This is a genomic window from Ligilactobacillus hayakitensis DSM 18933 = JCM 14209 (genome assembly GCF_000615845.1).
Lineage (GTDB): Bacteria > Bacillota > Bacilli > Lactobacillales > Lactobacillaceae > Ligilactobacillus > Ligilactobacillus hayakitensis.
The window spans coordinates 64,744-89,305 of record NZ_BAML01000003.1; the positions used below are offsets into that span (position 1 = coordinate 64,744).

Sequence of the window (24,562 nt, forward strand, 5' to 3'; positions counted from 1 at the left end):
TCTTTATTTTTTGATTTTTGGAATTGAAATCTTGAAAAGTGAACCTTGTCCTTCTGCACTTTCTACCGACATATTTCCGTGATATCCTTCAACTAATTTTCTAGCAATTGATAACCCTAAGCCATTTCCGCCTTTATTTCGACTACGAGCTTTATCCACACGATAAAAGCGATCAAAAATCTTCTTTAAATTTTCTTGAGAAATCCCCATTCCAAAATCCTGTACAACAATTTCTACAAAACGATTATTTTGTGAAATTGACATATGAACTTCTTTTCTATTTTGGGAATATTTAACTGCATTATCCATCAAAATTATTAAAACTTGTTCTAAATGATTACGATACATCTTTACAAAGGTTGGTTCAGTTAAATCATTATCAAGTACAAACGTAAAATCAGAATGTATCATTTGAAAATTCTCAAATACTTGCAAGCCTACTTCCATTGCATCACTATTTTCGTTAGCATAATGGATTTCAATTTGTTCGGCCCTTGATAAATCTAACATTTCTTGAACTAAGCTTTTCATGCGAGTAATTTCTTGCAGCGAAGCAGCTATTGATTCCTCTAATACCTCTGGATTGCTTTTTCCCCATCTACTAATCAAATCTAAATGACCCTGAATAATAGCTACAGGGGTTCTTAATTCGTGGGACACATCTTCAACGAATTGTTGTTGTTGTGTAATATATCTCTCCATTTGACCTAGCATTTCATTGAATAAATTACTTAATTCTTCTAATTCATCATGAGTTTTTAATAATGGTACGCGTTCACTCAAGAGAGCCTCTGCATTATCATCATGATTAATTTTCCCAATCGTTTCATTTATTAACTCAATCGGTCTTAAAAGCCAAGCGGATAATACATAACCTAACAATGCACTTGCCAGGCCAGCAGTAACCCCTAAAACAATAAAAATCAACATTAATTTATTTCTAATTTCATCGTATGTTTTTAAACGGTCAGTAACCTGGATATACCCTAATATTTTACCTGTCTTTTTTTGACGAATTTCTTCTTTTACAATGTAGATTGAGCTTCTTTTGTCAGTCTTTAACGAATCTTTTTTTCCTGACACTAACTTATCACTTGTTGTTCTTGAAGCAAAAACTAATTGCTTATTTTGATCAAAAACACTTATCCCAATATTTTCTCGCGACATTGATGAAAAAATATTATTTTTTTCCTTTATTTGCGGAGCTCTAAATTCATCCTTTAAAGCTGTCCCTAACGTCATGCTAACTTCTTCTTGGGTTAATTGAACGTTGTGTTTTTGCAGGGTTGAACGCATTTTTTGAACAGTTGCATTTGCATAACCTATTTCTTGTTGTAAAAGAACAGTTGAAAAACTTTGGAATAATAAAATTGAATATATCGCAAAAATTATAAATACCCCTACTGCAGTTCCAATTGCCCATTTTAAATTTAATGAGAAAAATTTCTTTTTTGTTTGTTTCTTATGCTTCATATTATCACTTATTAATCAATAGTATCTTGAGATTTCATTAAGTATCCAGCACCACGAACCGTTTGAATATAGCTAAGTTCATTTGGACGATCAATTTTATTTCTTAAATAACGAATATAAACATCAACCACATTGGTTTCATTGACGGTATTACCACTACTTTCCCAAATTTTACGGATAAGATAGTCTCTGCTTAAAACAATATTGAGATTTTCTAAAAATGTCACTAATAATTCAAATTCTCTGCCTGTTAGTTCAATAATTGAATCACCGCGACGAACAACGCGGTTATCCTTTTCAACCGTTAAATCACGGTACTTAATTACATGACCGGGGCCATGATTTAAATTTTTATAAGATGATCTCCGTAAAACCGCACGTAAACGCGCTAATAATTCTTCAATTGCAAATGGTTTTACAATATAATCATCTGCTCCGTGATCTAATCCTGAAACACGGTCAATGACTGAATCGCGTGCTGTCATCATAATTATTGGCGTATCCTTAACTTGTCTGACGCGACGGCAAATTTCTAAACCATTCAATTCAGGTAGCATTAAATCTAACATTATTGCGTCCCATTTTTCACCAAGAGCTTGTCTTAATCCCACTCTTCCATCTGAGCACACTTCAGTTTCGTATCCTTCATGCTGTAATTCTAATTCGACAAAACGAGATAAATTTTTCTCGTCTTCAATTATTAATACTCTACTCATTTATCTAGTTTCTCCCAATTCTAATTTATTAACAAACGTTATTTTACCACAAATTAACCCTAAATTCCCACACATAACTTTAATACATTAAAGTTAAAGTAACATGTTATTTATGAATTATAATAATAGTAATATTTTTAAATTTTTTGTTGACTTCCTTACATTAGTAATATATAATTAATTTTGTTGTGATGGTCTGGTAGCTCAGCTGGATAGAGCATTCGCCTTCTAAGCGAACGGTCGTGAGTTCGAATCTCACCCGGATCATTCTTCTTTGAGGAATAAGGTTTCTTATTCCTCTTTTTTTATACATAAATCTATTAAAAAGAGCTAGTCGTGGACTAGCTCTTTTTAATATAAAATATCTTATTACTCTAAACCTACACGTTTAAAAATATAATCTACATGTTTTAAGTGCCAATTATAATCAAAGGCATCGTCTAGATCTTCTTTTGTTAATCGAGAAGTTATTCTTTCGTCAGCTTCTAGTAAGGGTCTAAAAGGAATCTGTTCATCCCAAGACTGAGCTGTTTTAGGTTGAACTAAATCATACGCTTCTTCTCTACTCATTCCAGTATCAATTAATTTTAGTAAAACCCGTCCACTGTAAATTAATCCAAAAGTTTTTTCCATGTTTTTCTTCATATTCTCTGGGAAAACAGTTAGATTTTTAATAATTCTACCCAATCGATTTAACATATAATTAATTAAAATTGTTGTATCAGGCAAAATAATTCGTTCTGCAGAAGAATGTGAAATATCACGTTCATGCCATAATGAAACATCTTCATAGGCAGTAAGCATATGCCCACGGATAACTCTTGCAAGACCAGTAATGTTTTCTGAACCAATCGGATTACGTTTATGTGGCATTGCTGAAGAACCCTTTTGTCCCTTAGCAAAAAATTCTTCAACTTCTCTTGTTTCAGTTTTTTGTAAACCACGAATTTCTGTGGCAAAGTTTTCTAAACTTGTTGCAATTAAAGCTAAAGCTGATAAATATTCAGCATGTAAATCACGTGGTAATACTTGACTTGAAATTTCTTGTGGACGAATTCCCAATTTCTTACATACATATTCTTCGACAAATGGATCGATATTGGCAAATGTTCCAACTGCACCACTAATTTTTCCTGCTTCTACACCCTTTGCGGCGTGCTCAAAACGCTCGATATTACGTTTCATTTCTGAGTACCAACGAGCTATTTTTAATCCAAAAGTTGTTGGTTCTGCATGGACCCCGTGAGTTCTTCCCATCATTACCGTATATTTATGTTCTTTAGCTTTTTTTGCAAGGATATCATTAAAATTTTGTAAGTCCTTGCGAATCACATCATTAACCTGCTTTAATTGATATCCATAAGCTGTATCAACAACATCAGTACTTGTTAAACCATAATGAACCCATTTTCTTTCTTCGCCAAGTGATTCTGATACTGCACGCGTAAAAGCAATTACATCATGGTGAGTAACTGCTTCGATTTCTTCAATCCTTTTAATATCAAACTTGCGTTTGCTTTAAGTTTTTGAATATCTTCTGCTGGAATATGACCTAGCTTAGACCATGCTTCATCAGCAGCGATTTCCACTTCTAACCAAGTTTCATATTTCTTTTGATCATTCCAAAGTTCAGCCATTTCTGGTCTTGTATATCTTGAGAGCATTTTTTATCTCCTTTAGCAATTAAAAATTCATAATTCATTTATTAGCATATCAAATACCGTATTCTTTGTCAAAAAACCGTTAAATCATGAAGTTATCATTCATTTTTATGAGGCATCCCCACTAAATCGCGAACATTAGTTTTTAACAAAAAAGAAGCTTATCAAAATGATATAGCTTCTTTAACCTTATTTTTTATTGTTCTTTTCAAAATGCTTGATGTGCTTTTTTAAATAATGCAATAACTCTGCTTCGTTATGGAATTCTCTTGGATGTTGTTGTCCGTGTAATCGAAGTGAGATTTTATTAATCTTAATTCTTCCGGTCCAAGTGTAACTGTGTTCTACAGTAAAACGATGTTCCATTTTTTCTGGTGTTAAACCAAATTTAAGCACATATACCTTTTCTGTTTCCATCAATGGATTCACATGTTCTTTTTCGTAGAAAATGTGATTTGCTCGTAAAAATTTTTTTGTTTTTCCTAACATTTTATATCCTCCCTTTTTCCTACTTATTAAAAAGGAGAAATGTTCGACGACAAACATTTCTCCGCCTATCTAATCAATCACCCGTACGGGAATCGAACCCGTAACTCCGCCTTGAGAGGGCGACGTCTTAACCAATTTGACCAACGGGCAATTACTTTCTTATAGTATACACTTAAATTTAAAAATGTCAATTTTAAATTTAAACAAATCATCTGCATACCTTATAAGGTTTCCATTTACAAGTTTATGTTACCACTTATCTGATATTTTTCAAGCTGTAATATTATCGATTCCTTAATTTTTCATCCATCCATCAAATGATTCCATTAATTTTTCAATTGCACGTCCACGGTGACTAATTTTATTTTTTTCATCTTGGGTTAATTCAGCAAAAGTACGCTTATATTCTGGATAATAAAAAATTGAATCATAACCAAAACCATTCTCCCCTTTTTCGGAAGTTGTTATCCTTCCATCAACAATTCCAACTTTTACTAACGGCTTTTTATCGGGGGAAGTTACAACTAAAGCACAGTTAAAATGTGCTCCTCTATTTGTATCATCCACACCTTTTAACTTTTCTAAAACTTTTTGTCTATTAGCAGCATCATTATGATCCCCTGCATAACGCGCTGAATATACACCTGGTTGTCCGTTTAAATAATCAATACTCAAACCTGAGTCATCTGCTAAGACTGCCATATTTAATTTATCTGTCAGTGTTTGTGCTTTTTTAGCGCATTTTCTTCAAAAGTTTTTCCATCTTCAATAATTTCTGGAACGTCCGGCAAATCTAATAATGTTTTAACGGTAATTCCCTTTTCTCCAAAAATGCGCTTGAATTCAGCGGCTTTTCCAACATTTTTAGTTGCAATTAAAATTTCTGATAGCATATTTACACTCCTTTTCAATCTATTATTGCAAGTATAACATCTTTTTATCAAAAATTTATCATAAAATACGCAAAAAAGTGTATAATTAATTTGAAATGATAATGACAAGGAGTTTTGGTATGAATTCAGAATTTTATTCACTTGCAAAGGGAAATAACGAGTTAGGCACAACTCTAGGTGCTTCTATTTTGCGAGATTCTTTACTACCAGACTTAATTGGTAATGATACAACCATCTTGTATTGGGCTGGAAAACGGATTGCACGAAATTTCCCTCTAGCTAAAGACGAAGATTTGCCCTTATTTTTTAAAGAGTCTAATTGGGGGGATTTAGTGCGCGTTAAAGAAAAGTTTGGACGTCAAACTTTTGAACTTTCAGGTCCAATCGTAAAACTGCGAAAGCAACTTACAAATCATCCTGAATTTTTATTAGAAGCTGGATTTATCGCAGAAACAATTCAAAATCAAAGTGGTTTCACTTCAGAAGCCTCCGTTGACCTTGATTCATCAAAAAGTGATACAGTTTTTATAACTGTTCAAGTTGATCAACATGATCCAATCGACCTAAATACTTTAACGGATATTGATTTATTAAACCCCTCAGGAAATAATTAACATATTATAGTATTTACTGCTACGAATTACAATAAATAAAGCCTTGATAACCATCGTCTTACTGACTTATTATCAAGGCTTTATTTATATCTTAATTATTCAAAATTAAATGTATTGTTCTAATTTCTTCTTTAATTGTTCTTTTGAGTGGTATCCAACAATTGTATCCACCACTTGACCGTCTTTTTTAACTAACATTGTTGGAATACTCATAATGCCAAACTTTGCAGCTGTTTCTTGGTTTTGATCCACATCAACTTTGTTGAAATTAACTTCAGTCATTTCTTCTGACAATTGATCGATTACAGGTGATTGCATACGACATGGACCACACCATGTTGCCCAAAAGTCTGTTAATGAAACACCTGTACTTGTTTCTTGATCAAAATTTTTATCTGTTAATTCGATAACCATTACGGCACCTCCGATTTCTTATTGTAAGTAAATATTATCATATATAATTTAAATTACAAGTATTATCACTTGAACTCAACAACCGTTGCTCCATTGCCTCCATTATTGGGACTTGCAAAACCAAATCGTTTAATAGACCGATGTGATTGTAAATACTTGATTATTCCATTTCTCAAGGCACCAGTTCCTTTACCATGAATGATTGTGACTGATGGATATCCTGCTAAAATTGCAGCATCAATATAATGATCCACCTTATTCATCGCATCTTCGTATCTTTCGCCACGTAGATCCAACGTAGTTGCTACATGACTCGAGCTTGAGGATTTAACAATTGTTGTTGACTGCTTAATTTTAGGCTCATCAACTTTTACTTTTTCAAGGTCCTCTTGTTCAACTTTCATTTTCAAAATTCCAAGCTGAACTTCCCATTCAGTTTGAGATAGCTTTCTAATTAGAACTCCGCGTTGACCATAAGTTTTTACAAGAACATCATCATTGGGTTTTAATTCTTGTTTTGCTTTCGCTTTTCTTAAAACCTTATTTTTCTTTAAATTATCTTCTTGGTGAAGCGCATTAATTTGCCCTTGCTTATTAATAATATCTCCTTCATTAATATTATTAGCACCATCTAATTTCATTTTACGGAGATCAGCAATTAATTCTTGGGATTCACGCTTGGTTGACTCTACAATATCATTAGCTTCTTTCTTGGCTATACTAATCATATTATCTTTTTGTTTAGTAAATTGAAGATAATTTTTCTTTAAGTCATCATGTAATTCTTGAGCTTCTTTAACTAACTTATTAAATTTTATTTCTTTTTCTTCTGCATCATGACGTTTCGCTACTAAATCAGAAATCATTTCATTTAAATCTTGGCTATCACTATCAGTTAATTGGCGCGCAGCTTCCACAATCAAATCATCAAGGCCTAACTTTTTAGAAATATCGAATGCATTACTTCTTCCTGGTATTCCTAATAGCAAGTGATATGTTGGTTTTAATGTGTTAATATCAAACTCCATACTTGCATTAATGGTTTGTGGTCTTTCAAAACCATACGCTTTTAATTCGGGATAGTGCGTTGTAGCAACTACATAACTTCCTTTTGCACCTACAGCATCTAAAATACTTATCGCTAAAGCAGCACCTTCTTGTGGATCGGTTCCTGCACCTAATTCATCAAATAGCACTAATGAGTGGTCAGTTATTTTATCTAAAATTGAAACGATATTTGTCATATGAGATGAAAAGGTACTTAAACTTTGTTCAATTGATTGCTCATCTCCAATATCAGCAAAAATTTCATCAAATAATCCAATTCGACTATCTTCAAACGTTGGAATGAATAATCCAGACTGTCCCATCAATTGAATTAAACCTAATGTTTTAAGTGTGATGGTTTTACCCCCGGTGTTAGGTCCGGTAATTACAATTGCTTTATAATCTTTACCAATTGCAATATCATTTTTTACTGCTGTTTTTTCATTTAATAATGGATGCCATGCTTGACGCAAGTACACGTCATTTTCTACAGAAATTATAGGTTCTGTAGCTTTAATTTGATGTGCATATTTGGCTTTGGCATTAATAAAATCCAAAACTCCCAATCTAATTTCATTATCTTCTAATTCCTCAGTGTATGGCCGAATTAAATCAGAAAGTTCTGCTAAAATCCGTTGGACTTCTTCTTTTTCTGCAACTTGTTGCTGACGAAGGCGATTATTTAATTCAACAATTTCAGCTGGCTCAACAAATAATGTTTGGCCAGATGAACTTTGATCGTGAACAATTCCGCCAAACTTTGCCCTATGTTCTTGCTTAATCGGAATAACATAGCGATCATCACGAATAGTTACATTTGCATTACTCAAATATTTTGTTTTATTTCCACGCGTATATGAATTCATTTTTTCTCTAATTTGAGTTTCAGTATTTACAATTTGGTTTCTAATACTCTTCAGAGTACTTGAAGCATCATTTAAAACGTAACCATCATCTCTCAAACATAAGTTTAATTTTTGATTAATTCCTGGCAAGAGTGAGAAATTTTTAACAATTTGATAGAGACGGCGAAAATTGATTCCTTCTGCTTTAAATTTATCAAAAAATATATTAATTTCATTAACTGATCTTAAAGCCTTACCGATTGCCGCTAATTCTTTACCATTTAAATTACCACCAATTTTCAAACGCTTTAAAGAATACGCTGTCGATTCTAATTCAGGCAATGGAATTCCATCTTTTAAACGATAAATATCGACACCGTCTTTTGTTTCATCTAATTGTTCTTGTAGTAAATCAACATCCGCGGTTGGTTTTAAATTTTTAATCCGCTTCTTTCCCATATCAGTCGTTGCATAATTTAAAAGTTGATTTATTATTTTATAGTATTCTAAAATTTTTAAAACTTTATTATTCAATCATTATCCTCCTAAGAGATTAAATAAAAGAATTTTTGAGCCCCTTTTAATACTAGTTGAGCCAAAATTGATTCATTTACACTATTTTGTAATTGAAAATTAGGCCAGTTAATTAACAATAATATTCCAAAATAAACCAATATATACATCATACTTGTACAAAAAAGTGCTCCACCAATTGCATTTATTTTTGAGATTAATTTAACTTTAATAATTTTATTAGTTGTATTTTGTGCTATTCTAAATAAAATTCCACCGATTATATTTACTAACCAAAATGTTAAAACTTTAATAAATACCCCATTAATTAAATTATCTTTATTCAAAGATAAAATCTTGATAATCATATTGGAGACGGGTTTGGTAAAAAAAATAGACAGCAAAAATACTGAAATATATCCACTTAAACTGACGGTAGCTTGGATAATTCCTACTCGATATCCATATCGAAAAGCTCCCCCAAGTAAAATTAAAATAATTAGTGAGAGCATATCTCTACCCTACTTTTCATCTAATTCTTGTTGTAATTCAAGTTGATTTGATGCTAAATTAATTGCTAGTAATACTGCTGCTTTTTCATTACTAATAGTTGGCATTTGTGCTTTAATCATTTCTAACTTATTATTAACAAGTTCACTAACCGCATTCATATGCTCTGTTGTACCATCACCAATTACAGTATATTCTTCTGTTCCGATTTTTAATTTAAATCTTCGTTTACTCAAAAAAATCACCCCATATATAAAATAAAGTCGCAAAGTATTAATACTCCCCGACTTTAAATAAATTATTGTAAGTTTTCGTCATTTAAAAAGGTATCTAATACCCCTTCAACCATGTCCCATTCTTCATCTGTTTGAATATCATTTAAAGTATAGTCATCAGTATCTTCATTAGGATCGAATGAAAAGGCAACTACGTCAACTTGTTCTTCAGGTTCTGAACCAGCAGGAACCAATAATAAGTATGACTTATCAAAGTCATCTGAATGAAAATTAAATAATTCTTGGTATAAAGTTTCATTTCCATTTTCATCTGTTAATGAAACATAATTAATATCTTGGTTATTCATAAATAATCTCCTATTTTAAATTTCGTACCAAATTTCCGTTAGAGTCAAGGTAATTTTGTAGAATCAAACTCGCAGCTAGCTTATCAATCACTTGCTTTCTTTTTTTTCTAGAAGTGTCTGCTTGTTCTACTAACATTCGCTCGGCCTCAACTGTTGTTAATCGTTCATCAATGTAATCAACAGGTAAATTAAATTTTTCTTCTAACATTTTACCATAAGATTGTGCAGCTTCTACTCTTGGCCCCTCAGTATTATTCATGTTCTTTGGTAATCCAACAACAAAACCTATAACATCATGTTCTTTTACGATTTCTTCAACTCGTTGTAAGCCAAAAACTTCTTCATCTTCATTAATTGAGATGATTTCTAACCCTTGTGCTGTCCAACCAAGGGCATCACTTAATGCTACACCCACTGTACGTGAACCAACATCAAGTCCCATTAATCTACTCAATTATTTGTCCTCCTTATGCAAATAAGCTCTTACCAATTCCTCGATGATTTCATCACGCTCATGTTTTCTAATCAAATTACGTGCGTCATTTAAACGAGGAATATATGCAGGATCACCAGATAAGAGGTATCCTACGATTTGATTTATCGGATTATACCCTTTTTCTTCTAATGCAGCATAGACTGTTTCTAATGTTTCACGTACATCCTGCTTATCATTTTGTCCAAAGTCAAAATACATTGTTTTATCTAAAGAACTCATTTAAAACACCTCCAACGTTTAAATCGTAATACTTTTATAAGTATTTTACTAAAATCTGATTTATCCCTCAATTATTTTACTTCATCTAATTGCATTAATATTCCATTAATACCAAAGTATCATAATCTTTAATCTTTTCACGACCCTTAAGATCTTGAAGCTCAATAATAAAGGCACATCCCACAACAATTCCACCTAATTGTTCAATTAAATCAATTGTAGCACGAATTGTCCCACCTGTTGCAAGAAGATCATCTGTAATTAAAACCTTTTGTCCTGGTTTAACAGCATCTTTATGTAAGTATAATGATTCCACACCACCATATTCTAATGTATAATCTGCTCTCACAGTTTCTCGAGGTAATTTACCTTTTTTACGAGCAGGAGCAAAACCAACCCCTAATTCGTAGGCGACCGGACACCCTACAATAAATCCACGTGCTTCTGGTCCAACAATCATTTCTACGCCCTTTTCTTTAGCGAATTTAACAATTTGTTCAGTTGCTTGACGATATGCTTGTCCATCCGCCATTAATGGTGAAATATCTCTAAAAGTGATTCCTTCTTCTGGATAATCTTGGATACTTGCAACAAATTTGCTTAAGTCTACAGTCATTCTTAAAAATTTCTCCTTAATTTCATTTAATTAATTCATTAATCCATTGCTCTAATTTAGCTGGATTACTTGTTAAAAATACTTGTTCTGATTTAATTTTTTGTAAATGTTTTTGATAAACTTCAGATTGTTCAAGATTTTGTGGCGCTACATTGTCAACGCCACTCACTACTCCATTGTCTATTTTAACAAATCCTACTTCAAAAAACACCTGCATAATTAAAACTAATAAATCTTTTTTCATTTGTAATGTATTCGCTAATTTGTTTACATCTTTTTTAAAATCAACACCTTTAACTGATTTAAAAAAGCGATATACTTTAGCATAATCATTACGACTTGGTAACCCTATTTTGGCTGCGCTTTTAACTGAGAAACACCAAAAAGTAATTTTATCAAACTTTTTCAATTGGGGAACCAATATTTCAAAATCTTTCAATTTTAACGGAAAATCAACAATGACAGCTTCTTTTCCAGCTAGATTTGAAAAATCGTTATATAAAAATGCTCTACTTCCGTGAACAAGATGCGGTCTCACGTTTTGATAAAGTTTTTCATTAAAGAAAATATACGTCTGATTTGCAGCTAAAAAATCACCTGTTTTTAATTGCGTTTTTCTAGCAACTACAACTTTATTCGGTTCATTTACCTTTTGTAGTTCAGACGAATTCAATTTCATGTCGCTAATTTGAATCTGAATATTTGTTTGATTTTTCCAAGTATTGGCTGCTAAGTTTCCAATAAATTGAAATGCCGTCGTATTATCTTTAATTTCTGTATATTCATCCTCAGCCACGTTAAATTTTATCGCGTCGACGCCACTTACTTTAAGTTTTAAAGTTTCTTGTTTTTTACCAATCAAATTTACACTTTCTAATTGGAAATCCTTAAAATAAAATGTTGGTCGTGGATTTTCTTCACCAAATGGCTCAAGCGCATTTAATTCCTCATACATTTCTAAAGTAGCATCTTTAATTGAGAGTTCATAGACATCTTGAATTTCTTTGCTTTTTTCCGTTAAATTTTGCTTTTTAGCTTCTAAATTTAACACCGCATTCAACTGAGGTAACTTATTAACATCTACTGATAAACCGCACGCCATATGGTGGCCACCGAATTTTTCTAAAATATCTCTATGTCCATCAAGAGCATTAAACATATGAAATGCTTCAATTGATCTACCAGATCCTTTAGCGATATTTGTTTTCGAATCAATTCCTAAAACGATTGTTGGCTTGCCTGTTTGATCTACCAAACGACTTGCTACAATTCCAAGGACACCTTCATGCCAACCTTTAGCTGCAACAACATTTACCAAGTCATCTTGTTTTGAATCTAACATCGCTAACGCTTGTTCATAGATATCATTAACAATATCTTGTCTTTTAGCATTTAATTTAACTGTTTTTTCCGCTAATTGATCAGCTCTTTGGTCATCTAACGTTGTTAATAACTCCACACCTTCATTCGCATTTTCAATACGTCCCAAGGCATTTAATCTTGGTGCAATACTATAGCCAATTGTATCGGTTGTAACCTTTTTTTCTGCTATCCCTGATTTTTCTAATAAACTAATTATTCCAGGTCGAATCGTTTGATTCAAAACTTGTAACCCATATTTAACTAAAATTCGATTTTCATCTTTAAGCGGAACAATATCTGCTACTGTCCCTAACGCTACTAAATCTAATGCATCTTCTGGTAGTTCTTCTAATAACGCCGCTGCCACTTTAAAAGCGACCCCCGCACCAGATAATCCGCCAAAAGGATACTCACTTCCTGCAAAGCGAGGATGAATAATTGCATATGCGTCTGGTAAATCATTAGGAATTTCGTGGTGATCTGTTACCACTACGTCAACTCCTTGTTTTTGAGCAAATTCAATTGCTTCTTTCCCCGCGATTCCATTATCAACAGTCACAATTAATTGCGCACCATCTTCAATTAATCGTTGATATGCTTCCTTATTAGGTCCATATCCATCTTTAAAACGATCAGGAATATAGTAAATTACATTTGCCCCCAATTGTTCCAAACTCTCGTACATAATTGAAGTACTAGTTATGCCATCAACATCATAATCTCCATAGATAACAATTTTTTGGCCTTCTATTACCGCCTGTTGGATTCGTTCTACCCCTTTTTGCATATCATGCATCAAATAAGGATCATATAGATTTTTGGGACTAGGATTTAAAAATGCTTGAATTTCATCTGAAGTATATCCCTTATTTTTTAAAATGCGGTAAACTACAGGATTCAATTCAAGTTCTTGCAATTGAGCTTGATCTGAAGAAGTTAACTTTTCATCAATTATATTCCATTGCTTTTTTGAATCAATCATTTTTTTCACCTCATTTTTTATTAAAGACTCCCCCAGTTAAATAATCACCTAATTTAGGAAATATAGCATATGCTACACTTGCTATTTGCATATACCAAGGAGCATTTATTTCTCGTTTTTTTGATCCTAAATTTCTAACAATCCTTTTTGCTAACTTGTCAGGATCTAAAACAACTTTTCCTAGTGATTTTAGATAAGCATTATCTTGACCAGCATGAGTAAAGAATTCCGTTTGCATCGGACCGGGATTTACGGTCATCACATTAATTGAGCTAGATGCTAATTCAAGGCGTAAGGCATTAGAAAAACCGATTACTGCAAATTTTGTAGCTGCATAAGCACTTGCTTTTGGCGTTGCTATTTTTCCTGCCATTGAAGCAATATTAACTATTTCTCCACTACCTTGTGCTTTCATTTTTTTAGCAATTATTTGTGCTATCTGCATTAATCCTAACACATTCACTTTAAACATATCTTCTACACGATTCATGTCTAAGTCTACAAAATTTTCCATCACACCAAAACCTGCATTATTAATTAAATAATCTATTTTAGGGGTTATCTGTAAAATATTCGTAAGAACTTCAGTAACTTGATTTTTATCAGCTACGTCTAATTCAAATGCATATGCTTCTGTTTGCGATAACTCTTTACATTGGGTAATCACCTTTTCTAACCGGTCTTTTCTTCTTGCTACACCAATTATAGTTGCACCTTGATTTGCTGCATGAAGAGCAATCTTTTCACCAAGGCCTCCAGAAGCTCCCGTAATTAAAATTACTTTCCCTATTAATTTTTTCATTATTTACCCCTACTTTGAAAAAGGAACATTTATGATATCAAAATCTCTTACAACTTTTGAATCTTCAAAAACTTGACATGCATCTTTTTCAAGATTCTTAGCTAACTTCCCAACGTATCTTGCTGAAATATGAGTTAATAGCAATTTTTTAACTCCAAATTCTTTAGCAATTTTTGCTGCTTGGATGCATGTTGAATGGTGATAATTTTTAGCCAATCTTCCTTCGCCTTTACCAAACGTACTTTCATGAACTAATATATCAGCATCTTTGGCTAATTGACTAATATTAGGTGTTTGACGTGTATCCCCTAAAATTGTAACAATTCTACCTTTTTTAGGTTCTCCGATATAATCTCTTCCATCAATAACACGCCCATCTTCTAACGTTACTGTTTCACCATTTTTTATTTTTCCATAAATTGGACCTGCTGGAATTTTTTCAGACCTTAATCTATCAACTTGCAATTCCCCTGGGTAATCTTTTTCTTCTACTCGATAACCAAAACACTCGATTCTATGATCTAATTTTTGTGTTATTACCCTAAAGCGAGAATCTTCATAAATTATTCCTTCTTTTTCAAGTTCAACATACTTAACTGGATACGATAATTTTGTTTGACTAACTTTTAAACTTGTTTCAATAAATGCTTTAATCCCTTTTGGACCAAAAATCATCAGTTCACCCATTTGTTCTCCACCTTGGAATGAACGACTACTTAAAAATCCTGGTAAACCAAAAATATGATCTCCATGTAAGTGAGTGATAAAAATTTTATCAACTTTTCTCGGTCTAATTGTCGTATTAAGAATTTGATGTTGGGTACCCTCCCCAGCATCAAATAACCAAATTTCATTACTTTCATCAAGTAGTTTTAAAGCTACTGATGTTACATTTCTACTTTTTGAGGGTGACCCTGCGCCCGTTCCTAAAAATTCTAATTCCATTTTTTACCTCGTCTCGTATAAAAATGACATACACTTCATTGTATCATTTTCAAAAAATAATTACACCTTTTAGAAACATTGACTTCAAAAAACTATTTGTTTATGATATCTCTTAATAATACAATAATAAGGAGTTTTCTATGTTAATCAGCGACTTTTTAGATGCAACAGTTGGTATGGATGAAACTTTTATTCTTACTCAAAAAAATGATGAGCAATTAGTTTTCTCAGGAAAAATCATTGAAATAACGTCCGAAAAAATAATTATCGGACCAGCACAACATGAAATTCATTTAGGGACACTTATTTATAAGCTTAAAAATCTCCTGCAAATTTGCAGTTATACATTCAAAAAGTCGAACACTCTCTTGTAACTCCTCTTTTCGGTTTTAAATTAGAACCTTCAACTTTAATTTTCACAACTTAATTTATAAATAAAAATAGAGGCTGAATTTCAACCTCTATTTTCATATCTTCTCTATTTAAGAATATTCTTAGCAACCAAATGGCTGTAATATTTTACACCTTCTGGATTGGGGTGAACATTATCATCATAAAACCAATCTGGATGGTTCTTACAATAAGAATTCCAATCTACAATATGTAAATTTTTATACTTCTTATCATTTTTTTGTAAATCTTTGTTTACTTGCCCTTCCCATCTTCTAGTTGGAACATGGGTGTTTACCCAATAAACTTGACGTTTTTTACCTGCTATTTTCATAATGTCTGAAACTTCATTTCCAACGAACGGTCCGTTTGTTCCTTCTACAACTAAAATAGTATCTGCTAATTGATTGCTATTTGCAGAATTTTGTAGAATTTGAACGGCATCTGCGGTTTGCCTACCTACCTTGGCATCAACATACATTTTCGGAAAAATCTTTTGTAATTCAGCAGATCCATCAGCTAAAACTGAGTCCCCTACAGCAGTAATTGCAAGATTATTTGCTTGTTCAACCTGTTTTGGGGATAATTTTAGATTTTCATCATTAATATTATCTTCTTTAACACTCGAACTACTACTTGCACTATTACTTTCATCTTTATGATTAATTTGCTTATTTTTCTTTGCAACTTCTTTATTATTTTTAATAATTTGTTTTTCTAAATCACTTGAGCTTGCTTTTTTAACTGTTGTACTTTGGAAACTTCCTACTAAAGTAATCGCCACAGTTGTAAGTGCCAAAATAACACTAACTTTTTTTTTGATAGGAACCCCTTTTGGGGCCATGAATACGTCTTTAATTTCTTCCAAAGCGTTTGTATAATCAAACTTTTTCAATGGTTGTTCGATTAATCTATAAGAAAGTTCACTAATTATTAAAATAATTAAAATTTCAACGATTCCATTTAAAATTGGATGTTCTCCAATATTTATTTTTGCTTCATAAAAAGTTAGCACCGGGAATTGGTAAATATAAATCCCATAACTCCGTTTACCAATGTAAGAGAAAAATGGATTTGTAAATAAACGATTTAAACTTGCCCCCGGATGAGCCACAACCGCAACTAAAACTGCTGAAACTAATGAAAAAAGATACATTCCAAAATGATATACAAAGGGATTCTCCCCACTTAAAGTGACAAAGAATATTAATAAGATAACCATACTGAGATAGCCTACTAAATTAATAATTCTTCGATTTTCAGCTGGCATTTCAGCCCGTAACTTTGTACTTGGCCAAACAAAAGCCAATGACGTTCCAATCAAAATCGAAAACATTCTTGTATCCGTTCCATAATATAATCTGGATGGATCTTTACCTGGACTAAATAAAAGTGCCATTTCAATTGCTGATAATAAACTCACTGCAAAAATAATCCAAAATCTATGACTATTTTTGTGAACTAATTTCAATAATCCTAAAATTACAAACGGCCACAATAAGTAAAATTGTCCTTCAATTGATAATGACCATAAATGAGTAAATGGTGATTGCGTTGCAAACTTATCAAAATAAGATTGCCCCATCCTTATTTCGAACCAATTGTAAACATAAAAAATATTCGAAACAATAATTTTTCCGAGATTAGTTAATAGGTTTCTTTGAAATAACGTAATATAGGTTCCTGTTACCATTAACATCGTAATTAATGCCGGATATAAACGTTTCATGCGGCGAATATAAAATCCTATAATATCAATTTTCCCGTTTTGTTCCCACTCCTGAATGAGCAAATCTGTAATTAAATAACCAGATACAACAAAGAAAATTGGGACTCCCATTAATCCTCCTTTCATCGTATATGGAAAGAGATGGTATAAAATTACGGCGATAACTGCTATACTTCGAATTCCGTCAAACCCGGTAATATACCTACTTTTTTTTAGTCGTTTCATTTTTATATTTCCCCCAAAATATTCAATGACTATTTTTATTCCACGAATTCAAAAGTAAAATCATTAATACGAACTAAATCGCCGCCTTTTGCTCCTTTTTGACGTAATGCATCATCGACACCCATTCCACGTAATTGACGAGCAAATCGCATCATGCTTTCATCGTGATTTAGGTTAGTCATCTTGAATAATTTTTCAAGTTTTGCGCCTGAAAGTACCCAAGTTGAATCAGGGTCTCTTGAAATTTCAAATTGTGCTTCTTCTTCATGAGTATATACTTTATGTTCTTCAACATCGCTAGTGTATAGTTCAAATTGTGGTGTTTCTTCTAGTAATGCTGCTGTACGTAAAGTTAGTTCTTTCAACCCTTGATGAGTTAAAGAAGATATTTCCATTACTTCTGGAGGATTAGGTAAGGTATTATCTTTAGCTAATTTTTCTTTAAACTCTTGTAGGTTTCTGGCTGCCTCTGGCATATCCATTTTACTACCAACTACGATTTGTGGTCGATCTAGTAAGGTTGGATCATAAGTTTTTAATTCTTCATTAATCTTTAAATAATCCTCAAATGGATCGCGCCCTTCTACACCAGACATATCAATCAAGTGTAAAATTACCCGAGTTCTTTCAACGTGGCGTAAGAATTGAATTCCTAAACCGACCCCTTGGGAGGCACCTTCAATTAGCCCTGGTAAATCGGCCATTACAAAGTCTCTACCATCATCTAAACGAACCATTCCTAAGTTTGGCACAAGGGTTGTAAAATGATATTCAGCAATTTTAGGCTTAGCACTAGTTACAACTGATAGTAATGTTGACTTTCCGACTGATGGGAAACCAACTAAACCAACATCGGCTAACACTTTTAATTCTAACTGTAATTTCCGTTCTTCTCCTGGTTCACCGTTTTCAGCAATTTCTGGTGCTGGATTTCTTGGACTAGCGAATTTAATATTTCCACGGCCACCACGGCCACCTTTAGCTACAACTAATTCATCATCAAGTTCAACTAAATCGCCTAATACTTCTCCAGTTTCTGCGTCACTTACCGTTGTTCCTTGAGGCACGCTAATATACATATCATCTGCGCCTCGACCATACATCCCTTTAATCATCCCATTTTGACCTGGCTTGGCTTTAAAAATTCGATGATATCTAAAATCCATCAAGGTACGAAGGCCTGGATCCACTTTTAAGATTACACTTCCACCTTTTCCACCGTCTCCTCCGGCTGGACCTCCATTTGGGACATACTTTTCACGACGAAAAGCAACCATTCCATCGCCGCCTTTTCCGGCTTTAACTTCAATTTTTATCTGATCTACAAACATCCAAAATTTCGCCTTTCTTTTACTAATTTCTAAATAAGTACTACCTCTAAATATATCTTAATTTCAAAGTCTTTGTCAAAATTATTTTGAAATTTTATCAAGATTTCGCACACTTAACTTAATCGCTTGTGCCAATTTTTCATTAATTCCAATTTTCATCAAATCTTCAACACTTGCATTACTTATATTTTTTAAAGATCCGAATTCTTTCATTAACTTAATTCTTGTTTTTGGACCAACACCTTTAATTTGTTCTAATCTAGACGCTAACGAATTCTTAGAACGTACTTGGCGGTGAAAAGTTATTGCAAACCGGTGAACTTCATCTTGAATTCTTTGTAATAAATAAAACCCTTCACTTTTAGGATTCAATCCTATTTTTTCATCATTTTCAGTCATTAAATCTGCTGTCTTATGTTTATCGTTTTTTACCATCCCTGCTACCGGAATGTTAATCCCTAATTGATTTTTTAAAACATCAATTGCTGCATTGATTTGAATTTCAGCTCCATCCATCAAAATTAAATCTGGTAAATTTTTTTGTTCTTTTAATAAACGGCTATATCTTCGGTAAATAACTTCTCTTGTTGATGCAGCTTCATCAGCATGATCAACATTTTTTAACTTGTATTTTCGATATTCATTTTTGTCTGGTCGCCCATCAATAAAGCATACCATTGCTGAAACAATATCTTCTCCTTGGAGATGAGAATGATCAAATGCTTCAATTCGATGTCCCCGAGGAATTTTTAAAGCATCAGTAATCTCATTCATCGCTCCAGTTGTTTTTCTTTCATCTAATTCCAATAATCGAAACTTTTCTTCTAAAACTAGCTTGGCGTTTTTCTTTGCCAAATCTAACAAGTCTTTTTTTTGCCCTCGAATTGGAGTTTTTACCGGAATGCCTAAAATTTCTTCTAAAATATCATTATCCATTCCAGCAGGAACCAAAATTTCATTCGGTAAAATACGATTTTTTTGATTATAAAATTGTAAAATAAATGAAGTTAGCTCAGCTTCTGGCGTATCGACACATGGAAAAAGTCGTTTTTCTCGCTTCATCAAGCGGGCTTGGCGAATAGAAAAAATCTGTAGAGATAGCCAGCCTTTATCCATATAAAACGCAAACAAATCGCGGGGAGTATTATCGTTAGAAATAATTTTTTGTTTTTCAACTGTCATTTGAATATATTTAATTTGATCGCGTAATTCAGCAGCACGTTCAAACTCTAAATTTTCAGAGGCTACTTCCATTTTATTTTTTAAATCATTTTTTATCTTCGCAACATTACCATTCAAAAAAGATTTTATTTTCCTTATTTGTTGCTCATATTCTTCTTTTGAAACCTCTTTAAAACAAGCTCCTAAACATTGTCCCATATGATAATACAAACATGGTCGCTTTTGGTAACCATTACAACGGCGTAAAGGATATACTTTTTGAATTAATTGAAGTGTTTCCGTAGCTGCATAAACATTTGGATATGGTCCAAAATAAAAACCGCCATCCTTTTTAACTTGACTAACAATTTTTATTTGCGGATCTTTTTCATTGGTAATTTTAATATATGGATATCCTGTACCTTTTTTTAATTTAATATTATAGTATGGTGTATGTTTTTGAATTAGTGTAATTTCTAATAAGAATGCCTCTTTATCTGTTGAGGTAATAATTGTCTCAAAGTCGCGAATTTCTGAAACCAATTTTGCAGTTTTTCCTTCATGGCTGCTTTTAAAATATGAACGTACGCGATTTTTTAAATTTTTTGCCTTTCCTACATAAATTATTCTACTATTAATATCTTTCATCAAATAACATCCTGGTAAATCAGGTAACAACTTTAATTTGTTTTCTATATGTTGCGTCGTCAATTAAATCACACCTCATCTTTTTTATCTCATAAATTATACTATTCATGGTGATTAAATTTCAATTTTCGCTACTTTTTCTAATTGCATTCTGCGAATCTGACTGTTATGATTGCTTTAGTAAAATATTTAAAGGAGTGAAAATATGGGACTAAAAATTAACCGTCAAAACAATTTAGAAAAAATGTTTGAAGAATTTGCTACAATTGATCCTAAAAAGGAAGCAAAAAAAGAAGAAAAGAAAAATTCTAATTCTTCTGCTAAAGCAAACGATCACAAGCAAAAATAAAAAGAGACTTGGAAAATTTCCTCGTCTCTTTTTTTTTGAGATTTTTCGTCCTTATATCTCTATAAGGATTTCTTAATCTTCTTTGATTGCCATCTTTTCAATCCAATCCCAAACTTCTTTCTTCCCTGTTTTATCAACCGCAGAGAATAGTACTAAATGATCATTTTTGTTAAGATGCATTTTTTTCTTGATTTGACTTTCTACTTTATTACGTTTACTCTTTGGAATCTTATCAATCTTAGTTCCAACAACTAATACTGGAATATTATAATAATGTAAAAATTCAATCATTTGAACATCTAATTCACTTGGTTCATGACGAGCATCAACTAAATTAATTGTCCCTCGTAATTCCTGACGTGTTGAAAAGTATGTCTCAATCATTCGGGCCCATTTTTCACGTTCTTTTTGTGAAACCTTAGCATATCCATAACCCGGAACATCCACAAAATATAATTGTTCTTCAACGTTATAAAAGTTTAATGTTTGTGTTTTTCCCGGTTGACTTGATGTGCGAGCATAATTTTTTCGATTAATTAACGTATTAATTAATGAGGACTTTCCTACATTTGAACGCCCGGCTAATGCAATTTCTGGAAAATCTTTATCTGGATATTGTTCCGGTTTTACAGCGCTAATTGTAAGTTCTACGTTGTGTACTTCCATGTTTTACCATCCTTTAATTTCTAATATAATAATTTTAACACGATTTAAGTAGTTTTACATGACCATTCATTTAAATACAAAAAAAGAAGGTTTCGACTTTAACAGTCTGACCTTCTTTTAAAATTATTTTTGTGATGCTACCCATTCAAAAGCAGCTTTAATTGCTGATTGCATTCCTTCTGGGTTCTTACCACCAGCTTGGGCTAAGTCTGGGCGACCACCACCGCCACCACCTACAAGTGGGGCAATTGTCTTAATTAAGTCACCAGCTTTGAAACCTTCTTTAACACTTGTTTCATTTACTGCAGCAATTAAGTTTACTTTTCCGTCTGTAGCAGTTGCCAATACTAAAATATCTGATAATTCTTTAGCTTTCCATTGATCAGCCAATTGGCGTAACTGTTGCATTCCTGAAACATTAACTTGAGCCGCAATCACAGACTTACCTGCAACTTCTTCAACGTTCTTGAAGACATCTTCAGCTTGTTGTGAAGCAAATTTAGCTTCAAGGGCTTCTTTTTGTTGTTCAAGTTCTTTAATTTGGTTTTGTAATTGATCAATCTTGTGTGGAACTTCTTTAATTTGTGCAATCTTTAAGTTTTGTGCACTTTGTTCAAGAAGGTTGTTACGACCTTCTAGATAATCAAAGGCTTCTTTTGAAGTCACAGCTTCAATACGTCTTACCCCAGCACCAACACCTGATTCTGAAATAATCTTGAATAATCCAAGCTCATTTGTATTATCAACGTGGTTTCCACCACAAAATTCTAATGAGTAGTCCCCAATTTTAACAACACGAACTGTATCGCCATATTTGTCACCAAATAAAGCAATGGCACCCATCTTTTCTGCTGATTCCTTGTCAGTAACAACAGTATTAACTTCTAGGTTGGCCCAGATTTTTTCATTTACGATATTTTCAATCTTTTTAAGGTCTTCTTTTGTAACTGAACCTAAATTAGTAAAGTCAAAACGAAGATATGTTGGTTCTACTAATGAACCTGCTTGGTGAGTATGTGAACCCAAAACATCACGTAATGCTTGATCTAATAAGTGTGTAGCTGTGTGATTTTTCTTAACTTTGTTATGGAATTCGACATTTACCTCTAAACGATAAGTCTTGTCTTTACTTAATTCCTTTAATGCATGAATTGTATGCATATTTTGTCCGTTTGGTGCATGTTGCACATCTTTAACTTGGGCAACTACTTCACCATCTAAGCTTTTAACGAAACCTTCATCAGCTACTTGTCCACCCATTTCAGCATAAAATGGTGTTTTATCAAAAATTACTTGTGCTTCGTTACCTGCAGCTAATGTATCTACCAATTCATTATTGAAAATAATATCTTTTAATACACCATCTGCTTGTAATTTTGAATATCCAACGTATTCGCTTTCTGTCTTAATATCAGTAAGTAATCCGTTTTGAACACCCATTGACTTAGCATTTGAACGAGCTGCACGTGCGCGATTCTTTTGAGCTTCCATTTCTTCGTTAAATCCATCTTCATCAACTTCTAAACCTTGTTCATCAGCATATTCTTTAGTTAATTCTAATGGGAAGCCATAAGTATCATATAACTTAAATACTGGTTTTCCTGGAAGTTGTTTTTCATCCTTTTCCTTTGTTTCTGAAATAAGGTTATCTAATAAAACAATCCCATCCTTCAATGTATCATTGAAGCGGTCTTCTTCCATGCGGATTACTTTTTGAATGAATTCAGCTTGTTCTAGGACTTCTGGATAAGCAGACTTCATAATTTCTCCAACTACCGGAACCAATTTATACATGAATGCTCCATCAATGCCTAATTTTTGTCCGTGCATTACTGCGCGACGGATTAAACGACGAATAACGTAACCACGACCTTCATTTGAAGGTAAAGCTCCATCACCAATGGCAAAAGTTACGGCACGAGCATGATCAGCAATAACCTTAAATGATACATCTAATTCTGCATCATCACCATAATGCTTTCCTTCACTAAATTTAGCTGTTTCATCCATGATTGGAAGGAATAAATCTGTTTCAAAGTTTGTTTTGGCATGTTGGAATACAGAAACAACACGTTCTAAGCCCATCCCCGTATCAATGTTTTTGTGTGGAAGTGGTTCATATGTACCGTCTGGCTTATGATTAAATTCTGAGAACACAATATTCCAAATTTCTAGATAACGTTCATTTTCGCCACCTGGGTAACTTTCTGGATCGTCTTCAGGAAGGTTATTCATTTCTTGACCACGATCATAGAAAATTTCTGAGTCAGGACCTGATGGACCTTCACCAATATCCCAAAAGTTATCTTCTACTTCATAGATATGACTTGGATCAACCCCAACTTTTTCCCAGATACCTTTAGCATCTTTATCTTTTGGGTATACTGTAATGTATAATTTTTCTGGATCTAAGGCATACCATTCCTTGCTTGTTAATAATTCCCAAGCCCAAGAAATTGCTTCTTCTTTAAAGTAGTCACCTACTGAAAAGTTCCCTAACATTTCAAATAATGTATGGTGGCGTGCTGTGTGACCAACATTTTCAATGTCGTTTGTACGAATTGATTTTTGAGAACTTGTAATTCGATGATTTTTAGGTACAACTGTTCCATCGAAATACTTTTTCATTGTTGCAACACCTGAGTTAATCCAAAGTAATGTTGGATCATCATTTGGAACTAAAGGTGCACTTTTCATGACGTCATGTCCTTTTGACTTGAAAAAATCTAGGTACATTTGACGTACTTGTGAACTTGTTAATTCTTTCATTTTTTAAATCCTTTCTATATGGTGATTTAAACAATAAAAGACCGCTGCTAGTAAGGACGCATTCGCGCGGTACCACCTTACTTGCAACGATCTATCGTTAACCACTCATTACTT

22 protein-coding genes, 2 tRNA genes and 2 pseudogenes are annotated in these 24,562 nt (G+C 32.9%); 4 read left to right on the plus strand and 22 right to left on the minus strand.

Annotated features, from left to right (window positions below; genetic code table 11):
• Nucleotides 1–3: 3 nt before the first annotated feature.
• Nucleotides 4–1,473 (minus strand): HAMP domain-containing sensor histidine kinase, encoded by a 1,470-nt coding sequence (locus tag JCM14209_RS08750; RefSeq protein ID WP_035519723.1) that lies wholly within the window; start codon nt 1,471–1,473, stop codon nt 4–6.
• An 11-nt stretch (nt 1,474–1,484) separates the two neighbouring features.
• Nucleotides 1,485–2,189 carry a response regulator transcription factor gene (locus JCM14209_RS01455; protein ID WP_025021866.1) on the minus strand — a complete coding sequence of 235 codons (705 nt, stop codon included), beginning with the start codon at nt 2,187–2,189 and terminating at the stop codon, nt 1,485–1,487.
• 193 nt (nt 2,190–2,382) lie between these two features.
• On the opposite strand from JCM14209_RS01455, the gene JCM14209_RS01460 reads away from it, so the two are divergent.
• Nucleotides 2,383–2,456 (plus strand) — tRNA-Arg (locus JCM14209_RS01460).
• Between the two features lie 102 nt (nt 2,457–2,558).
• Here JCM14209_RS01460 and purB read toward each other — a convergent pair.
• From purB to JCM14209_RS08760, 4 genes and pseudogenes are all read right to left on the minus strand, one after another.
• Nucleotides 2,559–3,853, minus strand: a pseudogene (purB, locus tag JCM14209_RS08755) (adenylosuccinate lyase).
• 186 nt (nt 3,854–4,039) lie between these two features.
• Entirely contained in the window at nt 4,040–4,339 is a 300-nt protein-coding gene (locus JCM14209_RS01470) for a hypothetical protein (protein WP_025021867.1), read from the minus strand.
• A 77-nt stretch (nt 4,340–4,416) separates the two neighbouring features.
• Nucleotides 4,417–4,489 (minus strand) — tRNA-Glu (locus tag JCM14209_RS01475).
• Nucleotides 4,490–4,633: 144 nt separating this feature from the next.
• A pseudogene (locus JCM14209_RS08760) lies at nt 4,634–5,232 on the minus strand (XTP/dITP diphosphatase).
• A gap of 119 nt (nt 5,233–5,351) precedes the next feature.
• Here JCM14209_RS08760 and JCM14209_RS01485 point away from each other — a divergent pair.
• Complete coding sequence (locus JCM14209_RS01485; protein WP_025021868.1) at nt 5,352–5,846, plus strand: YslB family protein; 495 nt, start codon at nt 5,352–5,354, stop codon at nt 5,844–5,846.
• A 105-nt stretch (nt 5,847–5,951) separates the two neighbouring features.
• On the opposite strand, the gene trxA is transcribed toward JCM14209_RS01485, so the two are convergent.
• The 11 genes from trxA to rnz all read right to left on the minus strand — a co-directional run bounded on the left by trxA (nt 5,952) and on the right by rnz (nt 15,180).
• Nucleotides 5,952–6,260: a thioredoxin gene (gene trxA / locus JCM14209_RS01490; RefSeq protein WP_025021869.1), complete on the minus strand. Its 309-nt coding sequence runs from the start codon at nt 6,258–6,260 to the stop codon at nt 5,952–5,954.
• A 65-nt stretch (nt 6,261–6,325) separates the two neighbouring features.
• Nucleotides 6,326–8,686, minus strand: a complete 2,361-nt coding sequence (locus JCM14209_RS01495; RefSeq protein ID WP_025021870.1) for an endonuclease MutS2 — start codon at nt 8,684–8,686, stop codon at nt 6,326–6,328.
• Between the two features lie 11 nt (nt 8,687–8,697).
• Nucleotides 8,698–9,177, minus strand: coding sequence for a CvpA family protein (locus JCM14209_RS01500; RefSeq protein WP_051523336.1), 480 nt, complete (start codon nt 9,175–9,177; stop codon nt 8,698–8,700).
• Nucleotides 9,178–9,186: 9 nt separating this feature from the next.
• On the minus strand, nt 9,187–9,411 hold the full coding sequence (locus tag JCM14209_RS01505; protein ID WP_035519725.1) for a cell division protein ZapA: 225 nt from the start codon (nt 9,409–9,411) through the stop codon (nt 9,187–9,189).
• 62 nt (nt 9,412–9,473) lie between these two features.
• Nucleotides 9,474–9,758 (minus strand): DUF1292 domain-containing protein, encoded by a 285-nt coding sequence (locus JCM14209_RS01510; protein ID WP_025021873.1) that lies wholly within the window; start codon nt 9,756–9,758, stop codon nt 9,474–9,476.
• A 10-nt stretch (nt 9,759–9,768) separates the two neighbouring features.
• Entirely contained in the window at nt 9,769–10,212 is a 444-nt protein-coding gene (gene ruvX / locus JCM14209_RS01515) for a Holliday junction resolvase RuvX (RefSeq protein ID WP_025021874.1), read from the minus strand.
• Complete coding sequence (locus JCM14209_RS01520; protein WP_025021875.1) at nt 10,213–10,473, minus strand: IreB family regulatory phosphoprotein; 261 nt, start codon at nt 10,471–10,473, stop codon at nt 10,213–10,215.
• Nucleotides 10,474–10,567: 94 nt separating this feature from the next.
• Nucleotides 10,568–11,089 (minus strand): adenine phosphoribosyltransferase, encoded by a 522-nt coding sequence (locus JCM14209_RS01525; RefSeq protein WP_025021876.1) that lies wholly within the window; start codon nt 11,087–11,089, stop codon nt 10,568–10,570.
• A gap of 22 nt (nt 11,090–11,111) precedes the next feature.
• The gene (gene recJ, locus JCM14209_RS01530; RefSeq protein WP_025021877.1) at nt 11,112–13,433 is read right to left on the minus strand and encodes a single-stranded-DNA-specific exonuclease RecJ; all 2,322 of its coding nucleotides are present in this window, start codon (nt 13,431–13,433) and stop codon (nt 11,112–11,114) included.
• A 10-nt stretch (nt 13,434–13,443) separates the two neighbouring features.
• Nucleotides 13,444–14,235, minus strand: a complete 792-nt coding sequence (locus JCM14209_RS01535) for an SDR family NAD(P)-dependent oxidoreductase (RefSeq protein ID WP_025021878.1) — start codon at nt 14,233–14,235, stop codon at nt 13,444–13,446.
• A 9-nt stretch (nt 14,236–14,244) separates the two neighbouring features.
• Nucleotides 14,245–15,180 (minus strand): ribonuclease Z, encoded by a 936-nt coding sequence (gene rnz / locus JCM14209_RS01540; RefSeq protein WP_025021879.1) that lies wholly within the window; start codon nt 15,178–15,180, stop codon nt 14,245–14,247.
• A gap of 140 nt (nt 15,181–15,320) precedes the next feature.
• On the opposite strand from rnz, the gene JCM14209_RS01545 reads away from it, so the two are divergent.
• A complete protein-coding gene (locus tag JCM14209_RS01545; protein WP_025021880.1) occupies nt 15,321–15,554 on the plus strand; it encodes a hypothetical protein in 234 nt (77 codons plus the stop codon).
• A 104-nt stretch (nt 15,555–15,658) separates the two neighbouring features.
• Here the strand turns inward: JCM14209_RS01545 and JCM14209_RS01550 are convergent, their stop codons facing one another.
• From JCM14209_RS01550 to uvrC, 3 genes are all read right to left on the minus strand, one after another.
• Nucleotides 15,659–17,524 carry an acyltransferase family protein gene (locus JCM14209_RS01550; protein ID WP_025021881.1) on the minus strand — a complete coding sequence of 622 codons (1,866 nt, stop codon included), beginning with the start codon at nt 17,522–17,524 and terminating at the stop codon, nt 15,659–15,661.
• A 35-nt stretch (nt 17,525–17,559) separates the two neighbouring features.
• Nucleotides 17,560–18,855: a GTPase ObgE gene (gene obgE / locus JCM14209_RS01555; RefSeq protein WP_025021882.1), complete on the minus strand. Its 1,296-nt coding sequence runs from the start codon at nt 18,853–18,855 to the stop codon at nt 17,560–17,562.
• Between the two features lie 81 nt (nt 18,856–18,936).
• Nucleotides 18,937–20,727, minus strand: a complete 1,791-nt coding sequence (gene uvrC / locus JCM14209_RS01560) for an excinuclease ABC subunit UvrC (protein WP_025021883.1) — start codon at nt 20,725–20,727, stop codon at nt 18,937–18,939.
• Nucleotides 20,728–20,869: 142 nt separating this feature from the next.
• Between uvrC and JCM14209_RS10180 the strand changes: the two genes are divergently transcribed.
• Nucleotides 20,870–21,013, plus strand: coding sequence for an SPJ_0845 family protein (locus JCM14209_RS10180; protein ID WP_164476343.1), 144 nt, complete (start codon nt 20,870–20,872; stop codon nt 21,011–21,013).
• A 72-nt stretch (nt 21,014–21,085) separates the two neighbouring features.
• On the opposite strand, the gene yihA is transcribed toward JCM14209_RS10180, so the two are convergent.
• Nucleotides 21,086–21,679 carry a ribosome biogenesis GTP-binding protein YihA/YsxC gene (gene yihA, locus JCM14209_RS01570; RefSeq protein WP_025021884.1) on the minus strand — a complete coding sequence of 198 codons (594 nt, stop codon included), beginning with the start codon at nt 21,677–21,679 and terminating at the stop codon, nt 21,086–21,088.
• A gap of 123 nt (nt 21,680–21,802) precedes the next feature.
• Nucleotides 21,803–24,448: an alanine--tRNA ligase gene (gene alaS / locus JCM14209_RS01575; RefSeq protein ID WP_025021885.1), complete on the minus strand. Its 2,646-nt coding sequence runs from the start codon at nt 24,446–24,448 to the stop codon at nt 21,803–21,805.
• Nucleotides 24,449–24,562 lie beyond the last annotated feature (114 nt).